Annotated in this window: 22 protein-coding genes; 19 read left to right on the top strand and 3 right to left on the bottom strand. The window is 59.6% G+C overall.

All coding sequences use genetic code 11. The annotated features are described in order from the left end of the window. The first annotated feature begins 5 nt into the window (after positions 1-5). The 12 genes from FHC51_RS18470 (at position 6) to catA (ending at position 9,836) form a co-directional block, all read left to right on the top strand. Complete coding sequence (locus FHC51_RS18470) at positions 6-1,319, top strand: Rieske 2Fe-2S domain-containing protein (protein WP_220436302.1); 1,314 nt, start codon at positions 6-8, stop codon at positions 1,317-1,319. After that, entirely contained in the window at positions 1,319-1,798 is a 480-nt protein-coding gene (locus tag FHC51_RS18465; RefSeq protein ID WP_220436729.1) for an aromatic-ring-hydroxylating dioxygenase subunit beta, read from the top strand. Before FHC51_RS18470 ends, FHC51_RS18465 begins: the two co-directional genes overlap by 1 nt. A gap of 10 nt (positions 1,799-1,808) precedes the next feature. Then, a complete protein-coding gene (locus FHC51_RS18460) occupies positions 1,809-2,549 on the top strand; it encodes an SDR family NAD(P)-dependent oxidoreductase (RefSeq protein WP_220436301.1) in 741 nt (246 codons plus the stop codon). Positions 2,550-2,558: 9 nt separating this feature from the next. Continuing rightward, on the top strand, positions 2,559-3,491 hold the full coding sequence (locus FHC51_RS18455) for a PDR/VanB family oxidoreductase (protein ID WP_220436300.1): 933 nt from the start codon (positions 2,559-2,561) through the stop codon (positions 3,489-3,491). Positions 3,492-3,501: 10 nt separating this feature from the next. Then, a complete protein-coding gene (locus tag FHC51_RS18450; RefSeq protein WP_114386477.1) occupies positions 3,502-3,996 on the top strand; it encodes a flavin reductase in 495 nt (164 codons plus the stop codon). Between the two features lie 86 nt (positions 3,997-4,082). Then, a complete protein-coding gene (locus FHC51_RS18445) occupies positions 4,083-5,342 on the top strand; it encodes an MFS transporter (RefSeq protein ID WP_220436728.1) in 1,260 nt (419 codons plus the stop codon). Next, entirely contained in the window at positions 5,339-6,025 is a 687-nt protein-coding gene (locus FHC51_RS18440) for a 3-oxoacid CoA-transferase subunit A (protein WP_220436299.1), read from the top strand. Before FHC51_RS18445 ends, FHC51_RS18440 begins: the two co-directional genes overlap by 4 nt. A gap of 9 nt (positions 6,026-6,034) precedes the next feature. Beyond that, positions 6,035-6,697 carry a 3-oxoacid CoA-transferase subunit B gene (locus tag FHC51_RS18435; RefSeq protein WP_114386481.1) on the top strand — a complete coding sequence of 221 codons (663 nt, stop codon included), beginning with the start codon at positions 6,035-6,037 and terminating at the stop codon, positions 6,695-6,697. Beyond that, a complete protein-coding gene (gene pcaD, locus FHC51_RS18430; RefSeq protein WP_220436298.1) occupies positions 6,698-7,465 on the top strand; it encodes a 3-oxoadipate enol-lactonase in 768 nt (255 codons plus the stop codon). Next, entirely contained in the window at positions 7,462-8,577 is a 1,116-nt protein-coding gene (locus FHC51_RS18425; protein WP_220436297.1) for a muconate cycloisomerase family protein, read from the top strand. Before pcaD ends, FHC51_RS18425 begins: the two co-directional genes overlap by 4 nt. A gap of 12 nt (positions 8,578-8,589) precedes the next feature. Continuing rightward, positions 8,590-8,877: a muconolactone Delta-isomerase gene (catC, locus tag FHC51_RS18420; RefSeq protein WP_103179973.1), complete on the top strand. Its 288-nt coding sequence runs from the start codon at positions 8,590-8,592 to the stop codon at positions 8,875-8,877. A gap of 32 nt (positions 8,878-8,909) precedes the next feature. Continuing rightward, positions 8,910-9,836 (top strand): catechol 1,2-dioxygenase, encoded by a 927-nt coding sequence (gene catA / locus FHC51_RS18415; RefSeq protein WP_220436296.1) that lies wholly within the window; start codon positions 8,910-8,912, stop codon positions 9,834-9,836. A 101-nt stretch (positions 9,837-9,937) separates the two neighbouring features. Here catA and FHC51_RS18410 read toward each other — a convergent pair whose 3' ends face one another. Next, positions 9,938-10,831, bottom strand: a complete 894-nt coding sequence (locus FHC51_RS18410) for a LysR family transcriptional regulator (RefSeq protein WP_220436295.1) — start codon at positions 10,829-10,831, stop codon at positions 9,938-9,940. 91 nt (positions 10,832-10,922) lie between these two features. Here FHC51_RS18410 and FHC51_RS18405 point away from each other — a divergent pair, with 91 nt between their 5' ends. The 5 genes from FHC51_RS18405 (at position 10,923) to FHC51_RS18385 (ending at position 15,161) form a co-directional block, all read left to right on the top strand. After that, positions 10,923-11,906 (top strand): aldo/keto reductase, encoded by a 984-nt coding sequence (locus FHC51_RS18405; RefSeq protein WP_220436294.1) that lies wholly within the window; start codon positions 10,923-10,925, stop codon positions 11,904-11,906. A 61-nt stretch (positions 11,907-11,967) separates the two neighbouring features. After that, positions 11,968-13,167 carry an MFS transporter gene (locus tag FHC51_RS18400; RefSeq protein ID WP_220436293.1) on the top strand — a complete coding sequence of 400 codons (1,200 nt, stop codon included), beginning with the start codon at positions 11,968-11,970 and terminating at the stop codon, positions 13,165-13,167. Between the two features lie 402 nt (positions 13,168-13,569). Then, positions 13,570-14,304 (top strand): AzlC family ABC transporter permease, encoded by a 735-nt coding sequence (locus tag FHC51_RS18395; RefSeq protein WP_220436292.1) that lies wholly within the window; start codon positions 13,570-13,572, stop codon positions 14,302-14,304. A 1-nt stretch (position 14,305) separates the two neighbouring features. Then, on the top strand, positions 14,306-14,626 hold the full coding sequence (locus tag FHC51_RS18390; protein WP_220436291.1) for an AzlD domain-containing protein: 321 nt from the start codon (positions 14,306-14,308) through the stop codon (positions 14,624-14,626). A gap of 133 nt (positions 14,627-14,759) precedes the next feature. Then, positions 14,760-15,161, top strand: coding sequence for an SgcJ/EcaC family oxidoreductase (locus tag FHC51_RS18385; protein WP_103822301.1), 402 nt, complete (start codon positions 14,760-14,762; stop codon positions 15,159-15,161). Between the two features lie 90 nt (positions 15,162-15,251). On the opposite strand, the gene FHC51_RS18380 is transcribed toward FHC51_RS18385, so the two are convergent. Next, the gene (locus FHC51_RS18380; RefSeq protein ID WP_220436290.1) at positions 15,252-17,525 is read right to left on the bottom strand and encodes an FdhF/YdeP family oxidoreductase; all 2,274 of its coding nucleotides are present in this window, start codon (positions 17,523-17,525) and stop codon (positions 15,252-15,254) included. Between the two features lie 296 nt (positions 17,526-17,821). Between FHC51_RS18380 and FHC51_RS18375 the strand changes: the two genes are divergently transcribed. Beyond that, positions 17,822-19,207 carry a cytosine permease gene (locus tag FHC51_RS18375; protein ID WP_220436727.1) on the top strand — a complete coding sequence of 462 codons (1,386 nt, stop codon included), beginning with the start codon at positions 17,822-17,824 and terminating at the stop codon, positions 19,205-19,207. A gap of 45 nt (positions 19,208-19,252) precedes the next feature. Here the strand turns inward: FHC51_RS18375 and FHC51_RS18370 are convergent, their stop codons facing one another. Next, entirely contained in the window at positions 19,253-19,648 is a 396-nt protein-coding gene (locus FHC51_RS18370; protein WP_156239054.1) for a rhodanese-like domain-containing protein, read from the bottom strand. Positions 19,649-19,756: 108 nt separating this feature from the next. Between FHC51_RS18370 and ftrA the strand changes: the two genes are divergently transcribed. Further along, a complete protein-coding gene (gene ftrA, locus FHC51_RS18365; RefSeq protein WP_220436289.1) occupies positions 19,757-20,719 on the top strand; it encodes a transcriptional regulator FtrA in 963 nt (320 codons plus the stop codon). Positions 20,720-20,736 lie beyond the last annotated feature (17 nt).

The following is a 20,736-nucleotide window of genomic DNA, read 5'->3' as shown; positions in this document are numbered from 1 at the left end:
AGATTATGCAGTGTGACCAGATCATCAACGTCAAAAATATCGATACCACGACGCCGACGGCCCCGAGCCGGGAAGCGATTGCGGCTCTGGTGAAGGCGGACCGCGTTCACACCTCGCTCTACACCTCAGACGAGCTGTTCCAGCTGGAGCTGGACCGTATTTTCAGCAAAACCTGGGTCTGGGTGGCGCACGTCAGCGAGATCCCGGAGACCGGCAGCTTCAAAACCACCGAGATCGGCACCCAGCCGGTGTTCGTGGTACGTGACCGCAAGGGCGCCATCCACACCCTGCTGAACCGCTGCCGCCATCGCGCGGCCACCGTCTGCGAACACCGCAGCGGCAAAACCAACAGTTTCGTCTGCCCCTACCACGGCTGGGGCTACGCCCTGGACGGCAGCCTGCGCGGCGTGCCGCACCCGGAAAGCTATGCAGACCAACTGGAGAAGAACGAACTGGGGCTGGTCTCCCTGCGTACCGAGCAGTATGCGGGCATGGTGTTCGCCACCTTTAACGAGCAGATCGAACCGCTGGAGGATTTCCTCGGTGCGGCGAAGAAGTGGATGGATCTCTTTATGAAGCAGGGGGCGGGCTACCCGATCAAAACCGGGCCTGCGCACCGCTTCCGTTTCCCGGGCAACTGGAAGATCCAGCTGGAGAACACCACCGACGGCTATCACTTCCCGGTGGTGCACCGCTCCTTCCTGAGTTCCGTCGATAAGCAGACCGAAGAGATGCTCAACTTCGTGGACGGCAGCGGCTATGTCGAAGATCTCGGCAACGGCCACAGCGTCATGGTGATGATCCCCGAGCTGGTGGATCTGGAGGCCAATCTCGACGCGCCAATCCCGGAACGCTTTATCGGGCTGGCGGACGAACTGCGCAAAGATCACGACGAAGAGCAGGTCAGGCGCATCGTGCGCGCGGTAGGCGGCTCCGGCTTCAACCTCAACCTGTTCCCGAACATCGCCTGTTCGATGGCCTTCTTCCGCGTCCTGCAACCCATCTCAGTGATGGAAACCGAAATTCATCACGCGGTGATCACCATGGACGGCGGACCGGAGATCGCGAACCAGGCGCGCCTGCGTCTGCACGAGCACTTCCAGGGGCCGATGGGCTTTGGCACGCCGGACGACTCCGAGGCCTGGGAGCGCGTCCAGCGCGGGGCCACCGCGGGGGATGACCTGTGGATCATGCTTAACCGCGGCCTGGCCGGGGAGTATCGCACCGACGATGGCCTGCGCAGCGACGTCAGCGCCGAAACCGGGATGCGCGCGGCCTATCAGCAGTGGAAAAAATTGATGACGGAGAGCGAAAAATGATGACGCCAGATTCTGTGCTGTTTGCGGCGATGTCCGTAATCAATCTCGAAGGCGATCTGCTGGACCAGGGCGAGTTCAACGCCTGGCTGGATCTCTGGCAGCGCGACGGCCTGTACGTGGTACCTATCGACCCGAACGAAACCGATTTTAAAAACACCCTCAACTACGCCTGCGACGATCACCACATGCGGGAGAAGCGGGTGAAGCGCCTCTACAGCGGGGAGTCCATCTCCACCACGCCGCGCGCCAGAACGCTGCGTACCCTGTCACGCTTCCGCCTGCTGGAATCCAGTGAGGATCTGATCGTGGTGCGCGGGGCGCAGTCCCTGTGGGAGCACCGCAAAGGCCATAACCGCCACTACGCCGCGGACATCACCTGGCACCTGGCACCGCAGGAGGGCAGATTGCTGATTACCCGGAAGGTGATCCGCCTGGTCAACAGCGACGATGTGCTGCACAGCATCGGCTACATCCTCTGAGGAATTGCCCATGACGCAAACCGTATTAGTGACCGGCGCGGCCGCCGGTCTGGGCAACGTGATTGCCGCTCACCTGCTGGCGCAGGGGTATCAGGTGGTATTAACCGACGTTGATGTGGCCCGCGCCTGCGAAGCTGCGGATCGTCTTGATGACGGCCAGGGCAGGGTGCTGGCGCTGGGGTTAGATATCTGCCAGCCGCAGGATTTTGCGCAGGCGCTCGAGGCGACCACTGAACGCTTCGGCAGCCTGGAGGTACTGGTCAACAACGCCGCCCTGACGCTGGCAACGCCGGTGATGGAGATTACGGTGGAGGAGTTCGATCGGGTGATCGCCACCAACCTGCGCGGCACCTTTATAGGCTGCCAGACCCTGGGGCGTTACTTCGCGAGTCGTGGCTACGGCCGCATCATCAACCTGGCCTCGTTAGCCGGGCAGAACGGCGGCACCGCCTCCGGCGCCCACTACGCCGCTTCGAAGGGCGGAATCCTGACCCTGACCAAAATCTTTGCCCGGGAGCTCGGCAAATCCGGCGTGACGGTGAATGCCATCGCCCCGGGCCCGCTGGATCTGCCGATGGTTCACGCCCTGGTGCCGGAAGAGAAGATGGCCGGGCTGCTGGGGATGATCCCGGTCGGCCAGTTAGGCGAAGCAGAGTTTGTCGCCCAGGCGGTGGCTTTGCTGGCATCAGAGCAGGCGTCGTTTGTCACCGGGGCGACTTGGGACATCAACGGCGGTCTGTTTATGCGTTAAGGAGCCAACATGCTGACATTACAGGTTATCAGGCGGGAGTTGCAGGGCGAGGTGGTCCTGCTGACGCTGGCGCATGCTGACGGTATCGATCTCCCGGCCTTCAACGCGGGGGCGCATATCGATCTGCATCTGGCAGACGGCCTGGTGCGTCCGTACTCCCTCTGCGGCGACCCGCAGGATCGTCGCCACTACCAGCTCGGCATTCTGAAAGACAAAAAGTCCCAGGGGGGCTCCCTTGCCGCTCATGCGCTGAATGTTGGGGATTTCATCCAGGTCAGCGATCCGCGCAACCTCTTTGCGCTGGAGGAGACCGCCAGCCATTGCCTGCTGATTGGCGGCGGGATCGGCATCACCCCAATGCTGGCGATGGCCGCCGAACTGCACGCCAGCGGCCGTTCCTTCAGCCTGCACTACTGCGCCCGCACCCGGGCCGGGGCGGCGTTTATTACCCGGCTCGAGCAGGCGGCCTGGGCTGACCGCGTGCATCTGCACTTCAGCGATACGCAACGCCTGAATCTGAAAGCGGTGCTGAGCGACGTCCCGGCCAATACCCACGTCTACACCTGCGGTCCGACCCGGCTGATGGATGCGGTCACCGACGAGGCGAGCCGCCTCGGTTATCGCCCGGAGCAGGTGCATCAGGAGTGCTTCAGCGCCGAAGTTGTCACCGGTGGTGCGGCCTTTGAGGTGGTCGCCGCCGCAAGCGGCATTACCGTCCAGGTGCTGGAGAACCAGACCATCGTCGAGGCGCTGGCCCAGGCCGGGCTGAAGGTCTGTGTCTCCTGCAAACAGGGGATCTGCGGCAGCTGCCTGACCGACGTACTGGAGGGGGAGCCGGACCATCGCGACAGCTACCTGACCGACGAAGAGAAAGCCGACGGCGACCAGATGTTGTTGTGCTGCTCCCGGGCGAAAAACGCCCGTTTAGTCATCGATCTGTGAGGAAACCCTTATGACACTGCAAACCGAATTTCGTAACGCGATGGCACAGCTGGGGAGTGCGGTCTCGGTGATCACCACCGACGGCCCGGCGGGTAAATTTGGCTTTACCGCCTCTGCCGTGTGCAGCGTCACGGACTCGCCGCCGACGCTGCTGGTCTGTATGAACCGCAACTCCTATGCCAACGCGCACTTCAAGCAGAACGGGGCGCTGTGCGTCAACGTCCTCTCCAGCGACCACCAGGATCTCTCCGGGGTGTTCGCCAACGCCAGCCTGCGTTCCGAGCAGCGTTTTGCGTATGACTCCTGGCAGGTGATGGCCAGTGGCGCGCCGGTGCTCAGTTCGTCGGTCGCCAGCTTCGACTGCCTGATCGACACCTGTCATGAAGTGGGTAGCCACACCGTTTTCTACTGCCAGGTGCAGGCGATACGCATCAGCGAAGCGCCGCGCGGGCTGGTCTACTTTAACCGTCGCTACCATGCCATCGGGCATGATGTGGAAGCGTAAAACCAACTATAAGGGTAACGCTGATGAGCAATGTCGTGACTGAAAACTGCAACGCTGCGGCTGCCGTTCCACACGATGCCGGGCAAATGCGCAAGCTGGTGTTCGCCTCGGTACTGGGTAATGCCCTGGAATGGTATGACTTCTTCCTCTACGGCACCGCCGCGGCGCTGGTGTTTGGCCCGCTCTTCTTCCCGGTGGGCGGCGACCCGATGCAGGGCACGCTGTTGGCCTTCTCGGGCTTTGCGGTGGGCTTCCTCGCCCGTCCGCTGGGCGGGATCGTCTTTGGTCATCTCGGGGATCGCTACAGTCGCAAGATGACGCTGATCATGACCCTGACCCTGATGGGGGCCACCACCTTTGTCATCGGCCTGCTGCCGACCTACGCGCAGATTGGCATCTGGGCGCCGCTCTCTCTGATCACGCTGCGCTTTTTACAAGGCGTGGCATCGGGCGGCGAGTGGGGCGGTGGGGTGCTGATGCTGAGCGAGAACGCCCCCGCGTCCCGTCGCGGCTACTTTACCGCCTGGAGCCAGATGGGGGTCTCCGGCGGGTTTGTCCTCTCCGCCTTCGCCTTTTACCTGGTGCAGAAGCTGCCGGAAGCGGAGCTGATGAGCTGGGGCTGGCGCGTGCCCTTCCTGCTGAGCATCGTCATCTTCCTGGTCGGGGTCTATATCCGCAAAAACATCCGCGAGAGCAAAGCCTTTACTCAGGCCAGACCGGAAGAAAAACACGAGAAGATCCCGCTGATGGTGCTTATGCGCGAGCACCCGAAAGCGCTGATGCAGGCCATCGCTCTGCGCCTGCCGGAGAATGGCGCCTCCTATATCTTTTTTACCTTCTCGGTGGTTTACGCCAAACACATCGGTATCGGCACCGGGGAGATCATCAGCGCCGTGACCCTGGCGATGCTGGTGGAGTTTTTCTCCATTCTTTTCTGGGGCGCGCTCTCGGATCGCATTGGCCTGAAGCCGGTCTACTACATCGGCGTCATCGGCCTGCTGGTGATGGCTTTTCCGTTCTTCTGGCTGCTCTCCACCGGCGACTACGGCTGGATCATGCTGGCGATGCTGCTCGGCCTGCCGTTCTGCCACGGGGCAATGATCGGCACCCAGCCCTGCATCATGAGCGACCTGTTCCCGGTGCGTGTGCGCTACTCCGGCCTGGCGCTGGGGCATGAGGTGGGCTCGATCTTCTCCGGCGGCCTGGGGCCGATGCTGGCGGTGGCCTTGCTGATGCATTTCGACGCTTCCTGGCCGATCTCCCTGCTGCTGATGGCCTATGCCCTGCTGGCGTGGATCGCTCTGCGCAGCCTGCCGTCCACGAATAACAACGAGGTAACGAAATGATTGATAAACGGATTGCCGCCACCGACGGTGCCGTGGCGGACATTTTTGACGGCGCGGTGGTGATGGTGGGCGGATTTGGCGCCGCCGGACAGCCCACCGAATTGCTCGATGCCCTGATACGCCGTCAGCCGCGGAATCTGACCTTGATCAGCAACAACGCCGGCAACGGTGACTATGGCCTGGCGGCGTTGCTGAAAGCTGGCTGCGTGAAGAAGGTGATCTGCTCCTTCCCGCGCCAGACCGACTCCTGGGTCTTTGACGATCTCTACCGCCGCGGCGAAGTCGAGCTGGAGCTGGTCCCGCAGGGCAATCTCGCGGCACGTATTCAGGCGGGCGGCTCCGGGCTGGGGGCGATCTTCACCCCCACCGGGTTTGGCACCGAGCTGGCGGCGGGCAAAGAGACCCGCCATATCGACGGCAAAGATTATGTCCTCGAGTACCCGTTAAAAGCCGATTTCGCCCTGATCAAAGCCCTGAAGGCCGACCGCTGGGGCAACCTGGTCTACGACAAAACCGGGCGCAACTTCGGGCCGATCATGGCCGCCGCCGCCCGCTGCACCATTGCCCAGGTGAGCGAGATTGTCGCCCTCGGCGAGCTCGACCCGGAGGCGGTGGTGACCCCGGGGATTTTTGTCCAGCGCGTGGTGACGGTCGCACCTATTCGTCTGCCGCAGAGCGCATAAGGAGAGCCCGTGAATAAACTGACCCATCAACAGCTGGCCGAACGCATCGCCCGCGACATCCCGGAAGGGGCCTACGTCAACCTTGGCATCGGCCTGCCGACGCGGATTGCCAACTATCTGCCTGCGGACCGCGAGATCTTCCTGCACAGCGAAAACGGCATTCTCGGTATGGGGCCAGCGCCGGAACCGGGCTGTGAAGATCCGGAGCTGATTAACGCCGGAAAACAGCCGGTGACGCTGCTGGCGGGCGGCTGCTATTTCCATCACGGCGACTCTTTCACCATGATGCGCGGCGGCCACCTCGATATCTGCGTGCTGGGGGCCTATCAGGTCTCCGAGCGCGGCGATCTGGCGAACTGGAGCACCGGCGAACCCGCTTCAATTCCCGCCGTCGGCGGGGCGATGGACCTGGCGATTGGCGCGAAGCGCGTCTATGTGATGACCGAACATCTGACCCGCCAGGGCGACTGCAAAATCGTCAAAGCCTGCACCTATCCGCTGACCGGCATGGCCTGCATCGACCGGATCTACACCGACATGGCAGTGATGGACATCACAGCCGAAGGCATTGTGGTGCGCGAGCTGTTCGGCGACGTGACGGCGGAGTATCTCCAGTCCGTCACCCCGGTGGCGCTGACTTTTGCCCTTAACGCCGAAACCGAGGAGGCGTGAATGGATCTCGAATATCGCCTCGACGGCCCGGAAGCGGCGCCGCTGCTGGTGCTTTCCAACTCGCTCGGCACCACCTGGCAGATGTGGCAGGGACAGATGGCCGACTTTACCCGCCATTTTCGCGTGCTGCGCTACAACACGCGCGGGCATGGCCGCTCCCCGGTTTCGGCTGGGGGAATCACTCTCGACTCGCTGGGGCAGGACGTGATTGCCCTGCTCGATCATCTGGATATTGAACGCGCCTTTTTCTGCGGCATCTCGCTGGGCGGCATGACCGGGATGTGGCTCAACCGCCACGCCCCGTCGCGTTTTGATCGCATCGTGGTGGCAAACACCGCGGCAAAAATCGGCGAAGCGAAAGGCTGGCAGCAGCGCGCCGCAATGGTGCGTCAGCAGGGGATGGCCCCGGTCGCCAGCACCGCGGCGGCGCGCTGGTTCACCCCGGCATATCGCCAAAGCAATCCCGGGATGGTGAAGTTGCTGGTTGACGGTCTGGCCGACACCCCAGCCGAAGGTTACGCCGCCTACTGCGAAGCGCTGGCAACGGCGGATCTCCGCGATGAGGTGGCAGCCATGCTGCGCCCGATGCTGGCTATCGCAGGGGAGGAAGATCCGGTCACCACCGTGCAGGACGCCCGGTGGCTCGCAGCCCAGGCGAAGCAGACGGAATGTGTGGCGTTACCCGCCTCGCACCTGTCGAACGTCGCCTGTCCGGATGCCTTTAACCAGCAGGTGCTGGCCTTTTTAACCCGCAGGAGCATGACATGACCCTCACTATAGAATCCCTGGCCTGCTGGCTGGTGGACATTCCCACCATCCGCCCGCACAAGCTGTCGATGGCGACCATGGGTTGCCAGACGCTTACCATCGTCAGAATGGATTGCGCGAACGGCGTTACCGGCTGGGGCGAAGCCACCACCATCGGCGGCATGAGCTACGGCCCGGAAAGCCCGGAAGCGATCAAATCCGCCATTGAAACCTATCTCGCCCCGCTGCTGTGCGGCCAGTCGTTCAGCGGCGTGGCGCAGCTCGCCGACAGGATGAACGCCCACGTGAAGGGCAACACCTTTGCCAAATCCGCCCTCGAAACTGCGTTCCTCGATGCCCAGGGCAAGGCGCTGGGTCTGCCGGTCAGCTCACTCCTGGGCGGGGCATTGACTCAGCGCCTGCCGGTGCTCTGGACCCTGGCGAGTGGCGACACCCAGAACGATATCGAAGAGGGTAAACGCCTGCTGGCAGAGGGGCGACACAACACCTTCAAGCTGAAAATCGGTGCCCGCGGGCTGGAGGAGGACGTTCGTCACGCCCTGGCGATCAAGGCCGCGTTGGGGGACGAGGTGAGCGTGCGAGTGGACGTCAACCAGGCCTGGGATCTGACCACCGCCATCAAAGGGATGACGCAGCTACAGGCGGGCGGTATCGACCTGGTGGAACAGCCGATCCCGCTGTGGGATCGGCAAGGGCTTATTGCCCTCAGCCAGCGTTTTGTGGTGCCGATCCTCGCCGACGAAGCGGTGGCGACCAGCCATGACGGCTACGCCCTGGCGAGCGGCGGCTTTACCGGAGCGTATGCCCTGAAGATCGCCAAAGCGGGCGGCCCGGCGCAGGCCCTGAAACTGGCGCACGTGGCCCAGGCGGCAGGCGTGGCGCTGTACGGCGGCACCATGCTGGAAGGTACGCTTGGCACCGTCGCCTCGTTGCACGCCTGGTCGACGGTGAAGATGCAGTGGGGCACCGAGATGTTCGGCCCGCTGCTGCTGAAGGATGACATCGTGGTCCGTCCGCTCGCGTTCAGCCAGGGAGAGGTGACGTTACCGCAGGGGCCGGGATTGGGCATTGAAATCGATGAAGACAAGCTGCGCCATTACGCACGTCAATAAAAGGAAAACGTGATGCTTTTTAAAGTGGAAATGACCGTCAACATCCCGTCCTCGCTGCCTGCGGCAGAAGTTGAAGCGATCAAGGCGAAAGAGAAAGCCTACTCCCAACGCTTACAGCGCGAAGGCAAGTGGCCGCACATCTGGCGCGTGGTCGGGCAGTACGCCAACGTCAGCATTTTCGATGTGGCGGACAACCAGGAGCTGCACGACATCCTGACCGCGCTGCCGCTCTACCCGTGGATGGAGATCAGCGTGCAGCCTCTGTGTACGCATCCCTCATCCATTCATCACTCGCAATAACAACAAACGTACCCTACAAAGAGGAATATGCAATGTCTGTGAATCCTGCGCATCAAACCGAACTGGAATCCTTACTCGCGATCAGCAGCGGCTTAAATTCCACCGGCGGTAACGATCGTTTAAAGAACATCATGCACCAGCTACTGAGCGACCTGTGCAAGACCATCAAGCAGTTCGACGTCACGGATGAAGAGTTCTGGATTGCGGTGAACTACCTTAACGAGCTGGGCGGACGCCAGGAAGCGGCGCTGCTGGCGGCGGGACTGGGTCTGGAGCACTATCTCGATATGCGTGCCGACGAGAAGGAAGCCGCATCCGGCAATGACGTGGGCACTCCGCGCACCATTGAAGGGCCGCTATATGTCGCCAACGCCCCGCTGAGCGAAGGTTTTGCCCGCATGGACGACGGGAAAGAGCAGGGCGAAACTATGTGGTTGCAAGGCCAGGTGACCGATCTGAACGGTAAGCCGGTGGCGGGCGCGATCGTGGATATCTGGCATGCCAACACCCTTGGCGGCTACTCGTTCTTTGATCAGTCCCAGAGCGAATACAACCTGCGCCGCCGCGTGCGCACCGGGGAAGATGGCCACTACGCCGTACGCAGCATCGTGCCGTGCGGCTATGGCTGCCCACCGGATGGCCCAACCCAGAAGCTACTGACCGCGATTGGCCGTCACGGCAACCGCCCGGCCCACGTGCACTTCTTTGTATCCGCGCCGGGGTACAAGCACCTGACCACCCAGATCAACCTCAACGGGGATGAGTATCTCTGGGATGACTTTGCCTTCGCGACCCGCGCGGAGCTGATTGCGGACCCGGTGAAGGTGACGGACGCGGCTGTGGCGCAGGCGCGCGATCTCGCAGGGGAGCATACAGAGGTGAACTTTAACTTTACGCTGGTGAAGGCGGCAGAAAGCGAGGAAGAGCAGCGAGGGAAGCGGGCGCGGGTGATGGAGTAGGTTCGAAAGGTTAGAGGGCCGGGCCGCACTAAGCGGGCCCGGTTTCTGTATATGTTCAGGGAAGAGACTTGCGCTCTTCCTGAGGTATACAGTGCACAAGGTCAGGGCATCGCGAGACGATCGTTCATCTCTTCAAATAACGCTATCAAGTGATCTGCAACGACTCTGACTCGCCGGGAGTGTGCCAGATCTGAGTGCATAACTAACCATAATGTCTGATCCACACCAATATCTGAATTGACGCAGTGCAGCGCGTTTTCCCTCGCCATAAAGTGCGGCAAAATCCCAAGCCCCAGACCCGCTGAAACGGCCGATAATTGTGCTGCCAGCGTATTCGCTTCTACCCGACAGGGCCTGCCCCGCAGCATCCGTGTTATCCACCGCGCAGCGGGCAGGTGCTGATGAGATTCCGACCAGCCAATATACTGCCCATGACTGAGCAGTAACTCAGAGGCCTTACCCTGCCATTGTTTTAAATATGTCCGGTCGGCGTAAAGCCCGAATCCCACGGTGCCAAGCCGCTTCAGCGTCAGATTTCCGCTGTCAGGTTTAACCATACGTATCGCTAAATCGGCATCCCTGCGGTGCAGATTGACCGACGACACGCCGCTGAGTAGTTCAACCCGCAGATCGGGGTAGCTATCCAGCAATCCTGTCAGCGAAGGAAGAATAAAATGCGTGGCCAGGTTGTCGGATGTCGCCAGCCGAACAAGCCCGGCGACGTTAACCTGTAATTTTGCAGACTCTCCGAAGGCAAGCCCTGCACTTTCAAGCGCCTCCGCCCGCTCCAGAAGCGCCTCCCCGTCATCCGTTAACCGATAGCCGCTCTGATGTCTGCTGAATAGCGGTACTGCCAGCGAGCTTTCAAGCCGATCCAGTCTTCTTGAGAGCGTGGCAATACCCATATTCATGGCCTCCGCTGCGCCACTCAGCGTCCCCGCGCGGGCAATGGCCAGAAATACCCGCGTATCGTCCCAGTTGAAATCTGCTTTCATATTTTCCGTTTATGGAAAACGGCTCTCCGTTTTCAACTCTGTTTTATCACTTATCGCAGGATGATACTGCAATCCTCACAAGGAGATAAACATGCAAAAACGTAATCTGACTTCCTCCCTCACGGTCTCTGCGCTTGGTCTGGGTTGTATGGGTATGAGCGAATTCTATGGGCCACATGACGACGAAGCATCCCTGGCAGTGCTGGATAAGGCGCTGGACCTGGGAATGAATTTCCTCGACACGTCTGATACCTATGGCCCCTGGCACAACGAGGAATTACTGGGAAAATTCATTAAAACACGTCAGCCCGCCCTGAAGCTGGCAACAAAATTTGGCATTGTTCGACAGCCCGGCGAATACAAAAGAGAGCTCTGCAATAGACCTGACTACGCGCGCAAAAGCTGTGAAGCGTCGCTTAAACGCCTTGGGGTGGAGCATATTGATCTCTACTACGTGCACCGTATTGACAGCAAAACCGCGATTGAAGAGACGATGGCCGGGCTGGCGGAGCTGGTTAAGGAGGGGAAAATTGGCCACATCGGATTATGTGAGGTCAGTGCAGAGACGCTCCGGCGCGCTCACGCGGTTCATCCTGTCGCGGCGGTTCAGACAGAGTATTCCCTCTGGAGTCGTGAGGCCGAGGCCAGTGTCATTCCACTGTGTAAAACGCTTGGGATAGGATTTGTGGCCTATTCGCCCCTTGGACGAGGCTTTCTGACGGGCAGATTTCAACATGAGCCGGTACCTCAGAATGGCGATTTTCGCATTACGCTTCCTCGCTTCCAGGCAGAGAACCTGGCAAAAAATCACTCCCTGGTGGAGGTAATAACAGCTCTTGCCGTCAGTAAAGGCTGCACACCCTCACAGATTGCGCTGGCCTGGTTACTTGCGCAGGGAGACAACATTGTGCCCATCCCGGGCACCTGCAATCTCCAGCATCTTAGCGAAAACGCCGTGGCGCTTGATCTCCAGCTCAGCGGTGACGAGCTGGACGCGTTGCGGATCGCGCTATCCACTCTCCCGGTTGTCGGAGAACGCTACACGCCAGAAGGGATGAAAGGTGTAGGAGCCTGATTCTGTCCCTCCCCGCACCGCTTCAAATATTTCCCCGCTTTCTTTGAAGAGTATTTATGAGATGAACGATACCGTATTACAGGTACACCCGGTGCCTGCACGCACCTGGTTCGCAGTTGCTGCGCTCGGGATGAGCGCGTTTTCGATTGTCACCAGCGAACTTGCACCCGTAGGGATGCTCAGCGCGCTGGCGGAGGATTTTAATCAGCCTGAATCCGGGGCGGGGCTTGCGGTGACGGCTTATGGCTGGGTTGCCGCACTGGCCGCCTTGTTGTCCGGCGCGATGCCGTCACGCATTTCGCGTAAGACTCTGCTCGTTGGACTGATGCTGTTTCTGGCGCTCTCTTGCCTGGCCGTGACCCAGGTTCACACGATGAGTCTGTTTATGACGGCACGTATGGCGGGGGCGCTGGCACACGGTGTTTTCTGGGCGTTGATCGGCGCAGTGGCTGTGCAGTTTGTTCCGCAAGAGAGGCTTGGTCTGGCTACCTCCGTGATATTTGGCGGCGTTTCGGCGGCCAGCGTGATGGGCGTTCCATTGGCCAGTTTTGTTGCAAACATGACCGGTTGGCGCCATGCATTTACGATGATTTTCCTGCTGTCATTGGCTGCCGCCTCTCTCTTATTCTGGACGCTCCCGACAATAAAGGCGCCCCAACCACTGAGGCTGGATGTGTATCGTGGGCTGGTTAAAAATCCGGTGCTTCTCACTCTCTATGGCGCGACTGCCTCTATTATTTCGGCGCACTTTGCGGCATTCACCTATCTTGAGCCTCTGCTGACCCAAACCCGGAATGTCCCGATGGCTTCCGTTTCTGGACTGTTACTGATTTCAGGCCTCTCCGGACTGCTGGGGAATGTCGTTGCCGGTAAACTTATCGATAGACACATTAAGTTGCTGATTTTGATCGCTTTGCTCCTCAGCGCAGGTGCGTTGGGGATGCTTGGTATGAAGAGTGTTGCCGCACCTTCGCTCTGGCTCACAGGCATGCTTCTGGCCATCTGGGGCGCCGCTATGGCAATTGTGTTCGTTGGGTTGCAGACCTGGCTGCTCCGTTGCGCGAAAGAGGCCGCACAGCCTGCATCAGCCATCTATGTCGCCATTTTCAATGCAGCCATCGGTACGGGGGCACTTGCCGGTGGGCAGGTATCGGCAAGGGTTGGTCTTCAGGAGATGGTGTTACTGGCTGCGGTTGTTATCCTGGGCAGCATAGCACTGATTGTAATGTTAAAAAGCTCAGAAAAAGAACCTTCATTCTGAAGCCGCGTTATCGGGTTTGAACCCAAGGAGAGACGCGTCCGAGGACGCCTCGATAATCTGAAGTAAAGGTGCGCATAAAATAGAATTCACCTGCGCAATCTCCTTTATGGTCAGGGCCTGGGCAAAGTGGCAGTGTAAAAAATCTATTGCCTGACGGATATCGGCCCGCAAAAAGAGTTGATGCGAGCCTTTCACGGTGCGCTCGCCGTAATGCACCAACCGGTGCGGGCTTCACCGGGAGCAATAATCATCACCGAGCTGCGGCAGCAACGCCGTTTTGTCGTGCCACCTTCGCGTCTCCCACAACCTGAAGAAATTTCACTGCTAAGCGAGATTTTACTATAGCGTTTGCTGTTGATTCTTATGATAGTTATTGAGCTAAGTAATATAAGGGAAGAAACGATGTTGACGAAGATAAATACCGGACATCCCGCGTCCGCCACGGACGAATTTCGGGCCGGTATTGCTGCCTGTCTCCCCACCATTGCGGGCTACTGGAGCATTGGCTTTGCGGCGGGGGCGATAGGCACACTCTCCGGGTTTACCACCGGGCAAATCGCGCTGTTGGCCAGCTCCCTCTACGCCGGTTCGGCGCAGTTCCTGTTTTACTCACTCTGGGCCGCAGGGGCGGAAATGGCCTCGGTGGTGCTGAGCGTGCTGCTGGTCAACCTGCGCTACCTGCTGATGAGCTCCTCCATGAGCGTTTTTTTTCGTGACTACACCACCCTGCAGAAAGTGGTGAGCGGGCTGTTGCTGACGGACGAAACCTTTGGCGTGGCGGTGCAGCGCGCCAGCCCGCAGGGCAAAATCAGCTACCCCTGGATGCTGGGGCTGAATATTACCGCCTGGCTGAACTGGATCATCGCCTGTGTGGCCGGAGCATGGCTGGCAACCACGCTGCCCGCCTCGCTGATGGAGGGGCTGGGCTTTAGCCTGGTGTCGATGTTTATCGGCCTGATCCTGATGATGTGGTTTGCCAGCCGCAGGAAGATCCTCGAAACCATCAATATTGTCGTCGCGGTGGCGATCACACTGCTGACTGCCGGGAGTAGCTCGCTCAGTCTGGTGGTCATTCTGGCTGCATCCCTGGCCGCCACGCTGGCGACGCTGCTGTTACGCGCCCGGAAAGGAAAATAAGATGGAAAGAAATATTCTGCTGGCGATCCTCGCCTCGGCGCTCGTCACCGCCCTGATGCGCACCGTGCCGGTCTTGCTGTTATCCCGCTTTCGGCTGCCGGAGATGTTGCTGCAGTGGCTGAGCTTTATCCCCACCGCCATCATGGCCGCCCTGGTTGCCGCCGAACTGATGAGTAAACCCGCAATGACCGATTCGGGGATCAGCATCTCGCTGCTGGCGGCGGCGTTTGCCACTCTGGTGGGCATTCTTACCCGCGGATTATTTGCCACGGTGATCGCGGGAGTGGTGGCGTTTTGCGCGGCGGGGTATTTTTTGGCGTAATATTCTATAAACAGTGAGCTTTGCGAGACCTCTTCCAGAAAGGCCTGCCGGGCACTTTCGCTTGCCTGGCCTACACATTGCGCCGGCTGGTGATACAGTGAATAGAGGCAATCACTGAACAGGGAATATGCACATGTACGAACACCCGCTTCGCAATATCATTAAGGCGTGTGACAGGGCGATCTCAGCCAAAGATTTCGACTCGCTGATGGAGCACTACGCCGACGACGCCGCGCTGGTGATTAAGCCCGGTATGATCGTTAAAGGTAAAGACAATATCCGTAGCGCCTTTATTTCCATCTCTGATTATTTTCAGGATCAGCTCGTCGTGAAGCAGGGCGATATCCAGATCATTGAAGGCGGAGGCGATGCGCTGGTGATCATGGAATCCCAGCTTTTTTACCCGGATGACCAGGGCGTTACAACAGAGATAACCCGGCGTGCAACCTATGTATTCCGTCTGGAAAATGACCGCTGGCTATGCACCATCGACAATTCCTACGGAACGTCAGTGTTAGATGCTGAACCCACCTGACCTTTTTATTTGCTGACCGGCGTCAAATTGAACAGAGAGAGCATCACCGATCCGGGCAACACACTGGATCGGTGACGGCGCGAGAAGAGATTAGAGGGCGCGGATCTCTTTTGAGCGCAGACTCAGGCGGACGGGCACCGATTTGTACGACGGCGTACCGCTCTCTTTATCGAGATAATCCAGCGGAACCAGCACGTTTGCTTCCGGGTAGTAGCCAGCAACCGTGCCAGGGGCAATGCTGTAAGCCACCACGGTGATGTCGTCCAGACGCTGCTGTGAGCCGGGCAGGGCGGTATGAATATCTACCCGATCGCCATGCTCCAGCCCCAACTGCTGCATATCCTCTTCGTTCATGAACAGCACGTCGCGCCGACCGAGCACCCCGCGATAGCGGTCATCCATGGCATAGATGGTAGTGTTGTACTGGTCGTGACTACGCAATGTAACCAGACGCAGCACGCGCTCGCCTTCGCCCGGGCTGTTCTCACTCACGCCCTCAAACAGCGAAAACATCGCCTTGCCGCTGGCAGTGGGCCAGACGCGCTCCGTGGGCGGCAGCGGCATACGGAATCCGCCCGGCACCCGGATGCGGGCGTTGAAGTTCTCAAAGCCCGGCAGCGTCTGTTCGATACAGTCGCGAATGCGGTCGTAATCCTCCACCAGGCCCAGCCAGTCGGTTTTGCTGTGGGGCAGGGTGGCGTGGGCGATCCCGGCGACAATGGCGGGCTCCGAGCGTAGCCAGGGAGAGGCCGGTTTGAGCTTGCCGCGGGAGGCATGCACCATCGACATCGAGTCTTCCACGGTGATCGACTGCTGGCCGCTCTGCTGCATATCCAGTTCGGTGCGCCCCAGGCAGGGGAGAAGATATGTCTCTTTCCCGACCAGCAGATGGGTGCGGTTCAGCTTGGTGGCGACATGTACGCTGAGATCGAGACGTTTCAGCGCCGCAAACGCCCTGTCGTGATCGGGCATCGCCACCGCAAAATTTCCCCCGAGGCAGAGGAGCGCTTTGGCCTCGCCGTTGATCATCGCCTGCGCCGCCTGTACCGCATCGTGGCCGTGGGCAGCTGGTGGAGTAAAGCCGAACACCGTGCCCAGCCGGTCCAGAAAGGCCGCGGTCGGTTTTTCGGTGATCCCGACGGTGCGGTTGCCCTGCACGTTGGAGTGGCCGCGTAACGGACAGATGCCCGCGCCGGGTTTGCCAAAATTGCCGCGCAGCAGCAGGAGATCGGCGATCAAACGCACATTGGCGGTACCCTTGTTGTGCTGGGTGATCCCCATGCCGTAGGTGATGATGGTGGCGCTGGACTTAGCGTAGAGGCGCGCCACATTCTCCAGATCGGCGCGCTTCAGGCCAGACTCGCGCTCGATGGCCTCCCAGCTCGTGGCGGCGATATCGGCGGCAAAATCGGCAAACCCCTGCGTGTGGGTGGCGATAAAGTCGTGATCCAGCGCATCCAGAACCAGCAGATGTTTTGCGATACCTTTTAACGCCGCGGCATCGCCCCCGGCTTTCACCTGATAGTACGTCGAGGCGATATTGGTGGCGCTGTATGTCGCCATCTCTCTGACATTTTGCGGATCGGCGAAGCGCTCCAGCGCCGTTTCGCGCAGCGGGTTAAAAACGATAATCGGCACGCCCCGGCGGGAGAGCTCGTGCAGGGTGCCCATCATCCGTGGATGGTTGGTGCCCGGGTTATGGCCGATGGAGATCACCAGCTCAGCATGGTCGAAATCTTCCAGCGATACGGTGCCTTTGCCAATTCCGATGGAGCGGGGCAGGCCGACGCTGGTGGCCTGGTGGCACATGTTAGAGCAGTCCGGGAAATTATTGGTGCCCAGCTGGCGGGCAAACAGCTGATACAGGAAGGCAGCTTCGTTTGACGCGCGCCCGGAGGTGTAAAACTCCACCTCATCCGGGGCCAGCCCGCGCAGCACCTCGCCGATACGGGCAAAGGCTTCGTCCCACGCCACCGGGCGAAAGGTGTCGCTCTGTGGATCGTATTTCATGGGATGGGTCAGGCGCCCATAGCCTTCCAGCTCAAAATCACTTTTTGACCACAGGGTGCTGACGGTGTGCTCAGCGAAAAATTCCGGGGTGACACGCTTTGTGGTCGCTTCCCAGGTCACCGCCTTGGCGCCGTTCTCGCAAAACTGAAAGGTGGATTTGTGTTCTTTGTCGGGCCAGGCGCAGCCCGGGCAGTCGAAGCCATCGGGCTGGTTGGTGCGCAGCAGCGTGGCGGGGGCGTCGAAGGTGTCCATCTGCGTACGCACGGCAATCGCCGTGGCTTTTAAGGCTCCCCAGCCGCCTGCAGGACCGGCGTAATGGCGAATGCCGGGTACCGCTCGTCTGTTATTGCTCATCTGCGCTCCTGTCTTAAGCGGGTATGTGTGATGGCGATGCCTGATTTGACTGTCGATCGAAATCCATCTCAATCACATATAGTTTTCATCTCAATTACAAATTATTCACAGTTCAGTTCACAAATCCATCATCAGATGCGTGTGGGTGGATGTCAATGATTGTATATACATGTTCTGTCATATGGCGTTGCATGGGTATAGCAGGGTCTCTGACGGGCATTAATCATCCACTCAGAGAGGAAACTATGTCGTCTTTTTCATCTTCAGAAGCGCAGTCAAAGCGCGGCGGGACGCGAATTTCGGAAACACGATCCATCGATTACATCCCGGATAATGAACGGCACGGCCACCCCTTCAGCCAGTTTACGCTGTGGTTTGGCGGCAATCTGCAGATCACTGCCATCGTGACCGGGGCGCTGGCAGTGGTGCTGGGCGGGGATGTGGTGTGGTCCATCATTGGCCTGCTGGTAGGGCAGGTGCTGGGCGCGGTGGTGATGTCATTTCATGCCCTGCAGGGTCCGCGCCTCGGTCTGCCGCAGATGATCATTAGTCGCGCCCAGTTTGGTGTGCTGGGCGCGGTGATCCCGCTGGCGCTGGTGTGCGTGATGTATGTCGGCTTCTCCGCCAGCGGGACGGTACTGGCCGGACAGGCGATGGCCAGGCTGCTGTCGGTCTCGAACGTGGCCGGTATGATCCTGTTCAGCGCGATCATTATCGTGATTGCGGTGCTGGGATATAAGGTGATCCACAAGCTCGGCAAGGTAGCGAGCGTGGTGGGGGTGTTGGCGTTTGTCTATCTGTTTATCGCTCTGCTGATCGCCAGCGATATGGGCGCGGTGATGCAGAATAATCACTTCTCGATGCCGATGTTCCTGCTGGCGGTATCGCTCTCCTCCTCATGGCAGATCGCCTTTTGTCCCTACGTCTCCGACTATTCCCGCTACCTGCCGCGCGACGTCTCAGGGGTGAAGACCTTCCTCTCCGTCTTCAGCGGTACGGTGCTGGGCACCCAGGCGTCCATGACGCTCGGGGTGATTACCGCGGCAATCGCCGGCAGCGCCTTCAAGGGGCATGAGGTGAGTTACATTGTCGGGCTGGGTAAAAGCGAGGCGATGGCGATGGTGATCTACTTTGCGATCTGTTTTGGCAAAATCACCTTTACCACCCTCAACGCCTACGGCAGTTTTATGTCGTTGACCACCATTGTCTCGGGTTTTCGTCAACAAACGACGCTGAGCCAGAAAAGCCGCGTCACCTTTGTGGTACTGATGGTGGCCCTCTCGTGCGTGATTGCGCTGCTGAGCGAACCGGCGTTCCTGAAGCACTTCACCCATTTCCTGCTGTTCCTGTTGGCCTTTTTCGTACCGTGGAGCGCCATCAGCCTGACCGATTACTTTATTATCTCCCGTAAAGCGGTAGATATTCCGGCGCTGTTCGATTCCCGTGGTCGCTACGGGCACTGGAACATGTTTGCCATCAGCGTCTATGTTGTTGGCGTGTTGATCCAGCTGCCGTTTATTGAAAACCCGCTCTACCACGGCTCGCTGACCTGGCTGTTTGCCGACAACGATGTCTCGTGGGTAATTGGCTGGTTCTGCACCGCAGCGCTCTATTATGGCTTGCGGCGTTTTGATCGGCGGGTGCTGCCGACAGAGACGATCTATCCGGCGTCGGGCAGGTGAAAGAGGTGTCAGCGATCCCGCAGGTCAAACGGGATCGCGGCTCTTTTACCGGGAGGTAAAAGCAAAACCTTCGTCGGCCCAGCCGGTCATTCCACCAATCATAATTTTCACCGGGCGGCCCATCTGCGCCAGCTTCAGCGCGGCGCGATCCGCACCGTTGCAGTGCGGCCCGGCGCAATAGACCACAAACACTGTATCGGAGGGCCACTCCGCCATTCTTTGCTCGGTCATATCGCGATGTCGCAGGTGCAGCGCCCCAGGAATATGACGGCGGGCGAACGCCTCCGGACTGCCGACCACATGCAGCAATACAAAATCGACATCCCCCTCTTTAAACGCGGTATGCACATCGTCGCAGTCTGTTTCCACGCTCAGTCGCTGTAAAAAATGGTTTGCTGCGACATCTGGCGACGCAGCAGGATAATCAGTCACATAGCTCATAAACACCTCCAGGAATGAGTCTTTACTCTACGGCGGAGACGCGGCTTTGACAGCTGGCAGAAATGCCAGATAACATTAAGATCATGACAAAACGCATTGAGCGCGGTGATGAATAATCCTCTGGTGGTTGTGCTGGCCTATGACGGACTCTGTACCTTTGAATTCGGTATTGCTGTCGAAATTTTCGCGCTGCCCCGCCCCGAGATGGGCGAGGAGTGGTATCGCTTTGCGGTGGCGGGTGTTGATCCCGGTGAGTTACGCGCAACGGGCGGCTTCAGGCTGGTAGTGGATGGCGGGCTGGAATTGCTGAGTGAGGCCGGAACGATCATCGTGCCCGGCTGGCGGGGGGCGGATGTTCCGGTGCCCGCCGCGCTGTGCGAGCAGCTTGTCGCGGCACATCGACGCGGGGCGAGGATCCTCTCTATCTGTTCCGGGGTCTTTGTGCTGGCCGCCGCAGGGTTACTCGACAACCGGCAGGCTACCACCCACTGGCGTTATACCGACCTGCTGCAACAGCGTTATCCCGCTATCAAGGTAACCCCTGACGTGCTGTATATTGATAACGGTGATGTATTGACCTCCGCAGGCAGCGCGGCGGGTATCGATCTTTGTCTGCACCTGGTGCGCCGGGATTATGGCAGCGTGGCGGCCAACCGCGTCGCGCGTCGGCTGGTGGTGTCGCCGCATCGCGACGGCGGGCAGGCCCAGTTTATTCAGCAGGCGGTGCCTGTCGCTTATGAAGGCCATCGGCTTGGGGCACTCTTCGACTACCTGCATGCCAGGCTTGCCGAGCCGCATACCGTTGAGTCGCTGGCAAAATTTGTCGGGATGAGCCCGCGTACCTTTTTGCGCCGTTTCAACGCCACTACCGGCAAGACACCCGCCCAGTGGTTGCTCCATGCCCGCCTGAGCCGCAGCCAGGATCTGTTGGAGAACAGCCAGCTGTCGATTGAGCGTATCGCGGAGGAGGTGGGGTTTGGCAGCGTGGCGACGATGCGTCATCATTTCAAAAATCAGCTGTCGACGACGCCTGCGGCATACAGGAGAGGGTTTTACTCTTCAGCAGAGTAATAATGGGCGATGTTGTT

Source organism: Leclercia sp. EC_58, assembly GCF_019584355.1.
GTDB lineage: Bacteria > Pseudomonadota > Gammaproteobacteria > Enterobacterales > Enterobacteriaceae > Enterobacter.
The sequence above is the reverse complement of the archived record's forward strand: the minus strand, read 5'-3'. Positions and strand labels throughout refer to the sequence as shown.

What these genes read in the sequence shown, in the direction of transcription:
- FHC51_RS18470 (WP_220436302.1), top strand. Translation starts at nt 6, where the DNA reads ATGCAGTGTGACCAGATCATCAACGTCAAAAATATCGATACCACGACG.
- FHC51_RS18465 (WP_220436729.1), top strand. Translation starts at nt 1,319, where the DNA reads ATGACGCCAGATTCTGTGCTGTTTGCGGCGATGTCCGTAATCAATCTC.
- FHC51_RS18460 (WP_220436301.1), top strand. Translation starts at nt 1,809, where the DNA reads ATGACGCAAACCGTATTAGTGACCGGCGCGGCCGCCGGTCTGGGCAAC.
- FHC51_RS18455 (WP_220436300.1), top strand. Translation starts at nt 2,559, where the DNA reads ATGCTGACATTACAGGTTATCAGGCGGGAGTTGCAGGGCGAGGTGGTC.
- FHC51_RS18450 (WP_114386477.1), top strand. Translation starts at nt 3,502, where the DNA reads ATGACACTGCAAACCGAATTTCGTAACGCGATGGCACAGCTGGGGAGT.
- FHC51_RS18445 (WP_220436728.1), top strand. Translation starts at nt 4,083, where the DNA reads ATGCGCAAGCTGGTGTTCGCCTCGGTACTGGGTAATGCCCTGGAATGG.
- FHC51_RS18440 (WP_220436299.1), top strand. Translation starts at nt 5,339, where the DNA reads ATGATTGATAAACGGATTGCCGCCACCGACGGTGCCGTGGCGGACATT.
- pcaD (WP_220436298.1), top strand. Translation starts at nt 6,698, where the DNA reads ATGGATCTCGAATATCGCCTCGACGGCCCGGAAGCGGCGCCGCTGCTG.
- FHC51_RS18425 (WP_220436297.1), top strand. Translation starts at nt 7,462, where the DNA reads ATGACCCTCACTATAGAATCCCTGGCCTGCTGGCTGGTGGACATTCCC.
- catC (WP_103179973.1), top strand. Translation starts at nt 8,590, where the DNA reads ATGCTTTTTAAAGTGGAAATGACCGTCAACATCCCGTCCTCGCTGCCT.
- catA (WP_220436296.1), top strand. Translation starts at nt 8,910, where the DNA reads ATGTCTGTGAATCCTGCGCATCAAACCGAACTGGAATCCTTACTCGCG.
- FHC51_RS18410 (WP_220436295.1), bottom strand. Translation starts at nt 10,831, where the DNA reads ATGAAAGCAGATTTCAACTGGGACGATACGCGGGTATTTCTGGCCATT.
- FHC51_RS18405 (WP_220436294.1), top strand. Translation starts at nt 10,923, where the DNA reads ATGCAAAAACGTAATCTGACTTCCTCCCTCACGGTCTCTGCGCTTGGT.
- FHC51_RS18400 (WP_220436293.1), top strand. Translation starts at nt 11,968, where the DNA reads ATGAACGATACCGTATTACAGGTACACCCGGTGCCTGCACGCACCTGG.
- FHC51_RS18395 (WP_220436292.1), top strand. Translation starts at nt 13,570, where the DNA reads ATGTTGACGAAGATAAATACCGGACATCCCGCGTCCGCCACGGACGAA.
- FHC51_RS18390 (WP_220436291.1), top strand. Translation starts at nt 14,306, where the DNA reads ATGGAAAGAAATATTCTGCTGGCGATCCTCGCCTCGGCGCTCGTCACC.
- FHC51_RS18385 (WP_103822301.1), top strand. Translation starts at nt 14,760, where the DNA reads ATGTACGAACACCCGCTTCGCAATATCATTAAGGCGTGTGACAGGGCG.
- FHC51_RS18380 (WP_220436290.1), bottom strand. Translation starts at nt 17,525, where the DNA reads ATGAGCAATAACAGACGAGCGGTACCCGGCATTCGCCATTACGCCGGT.
- FHC51_RS18370 (WP_156239054.1), bottom strand. Translation starts at nt 19,648, where the DNA reads ATGAGCTATGTGACTGATTATCCTGCTGCGTCGCCAGATGTCGCAGCA.
- ftrA (WP_220436289.1), top strand. Translation starts at nt 19,757, where the DNA reads ATGAATAATCCTCTGGTGGTTGTGCTGGCCTATGACGGACTCTGTACC.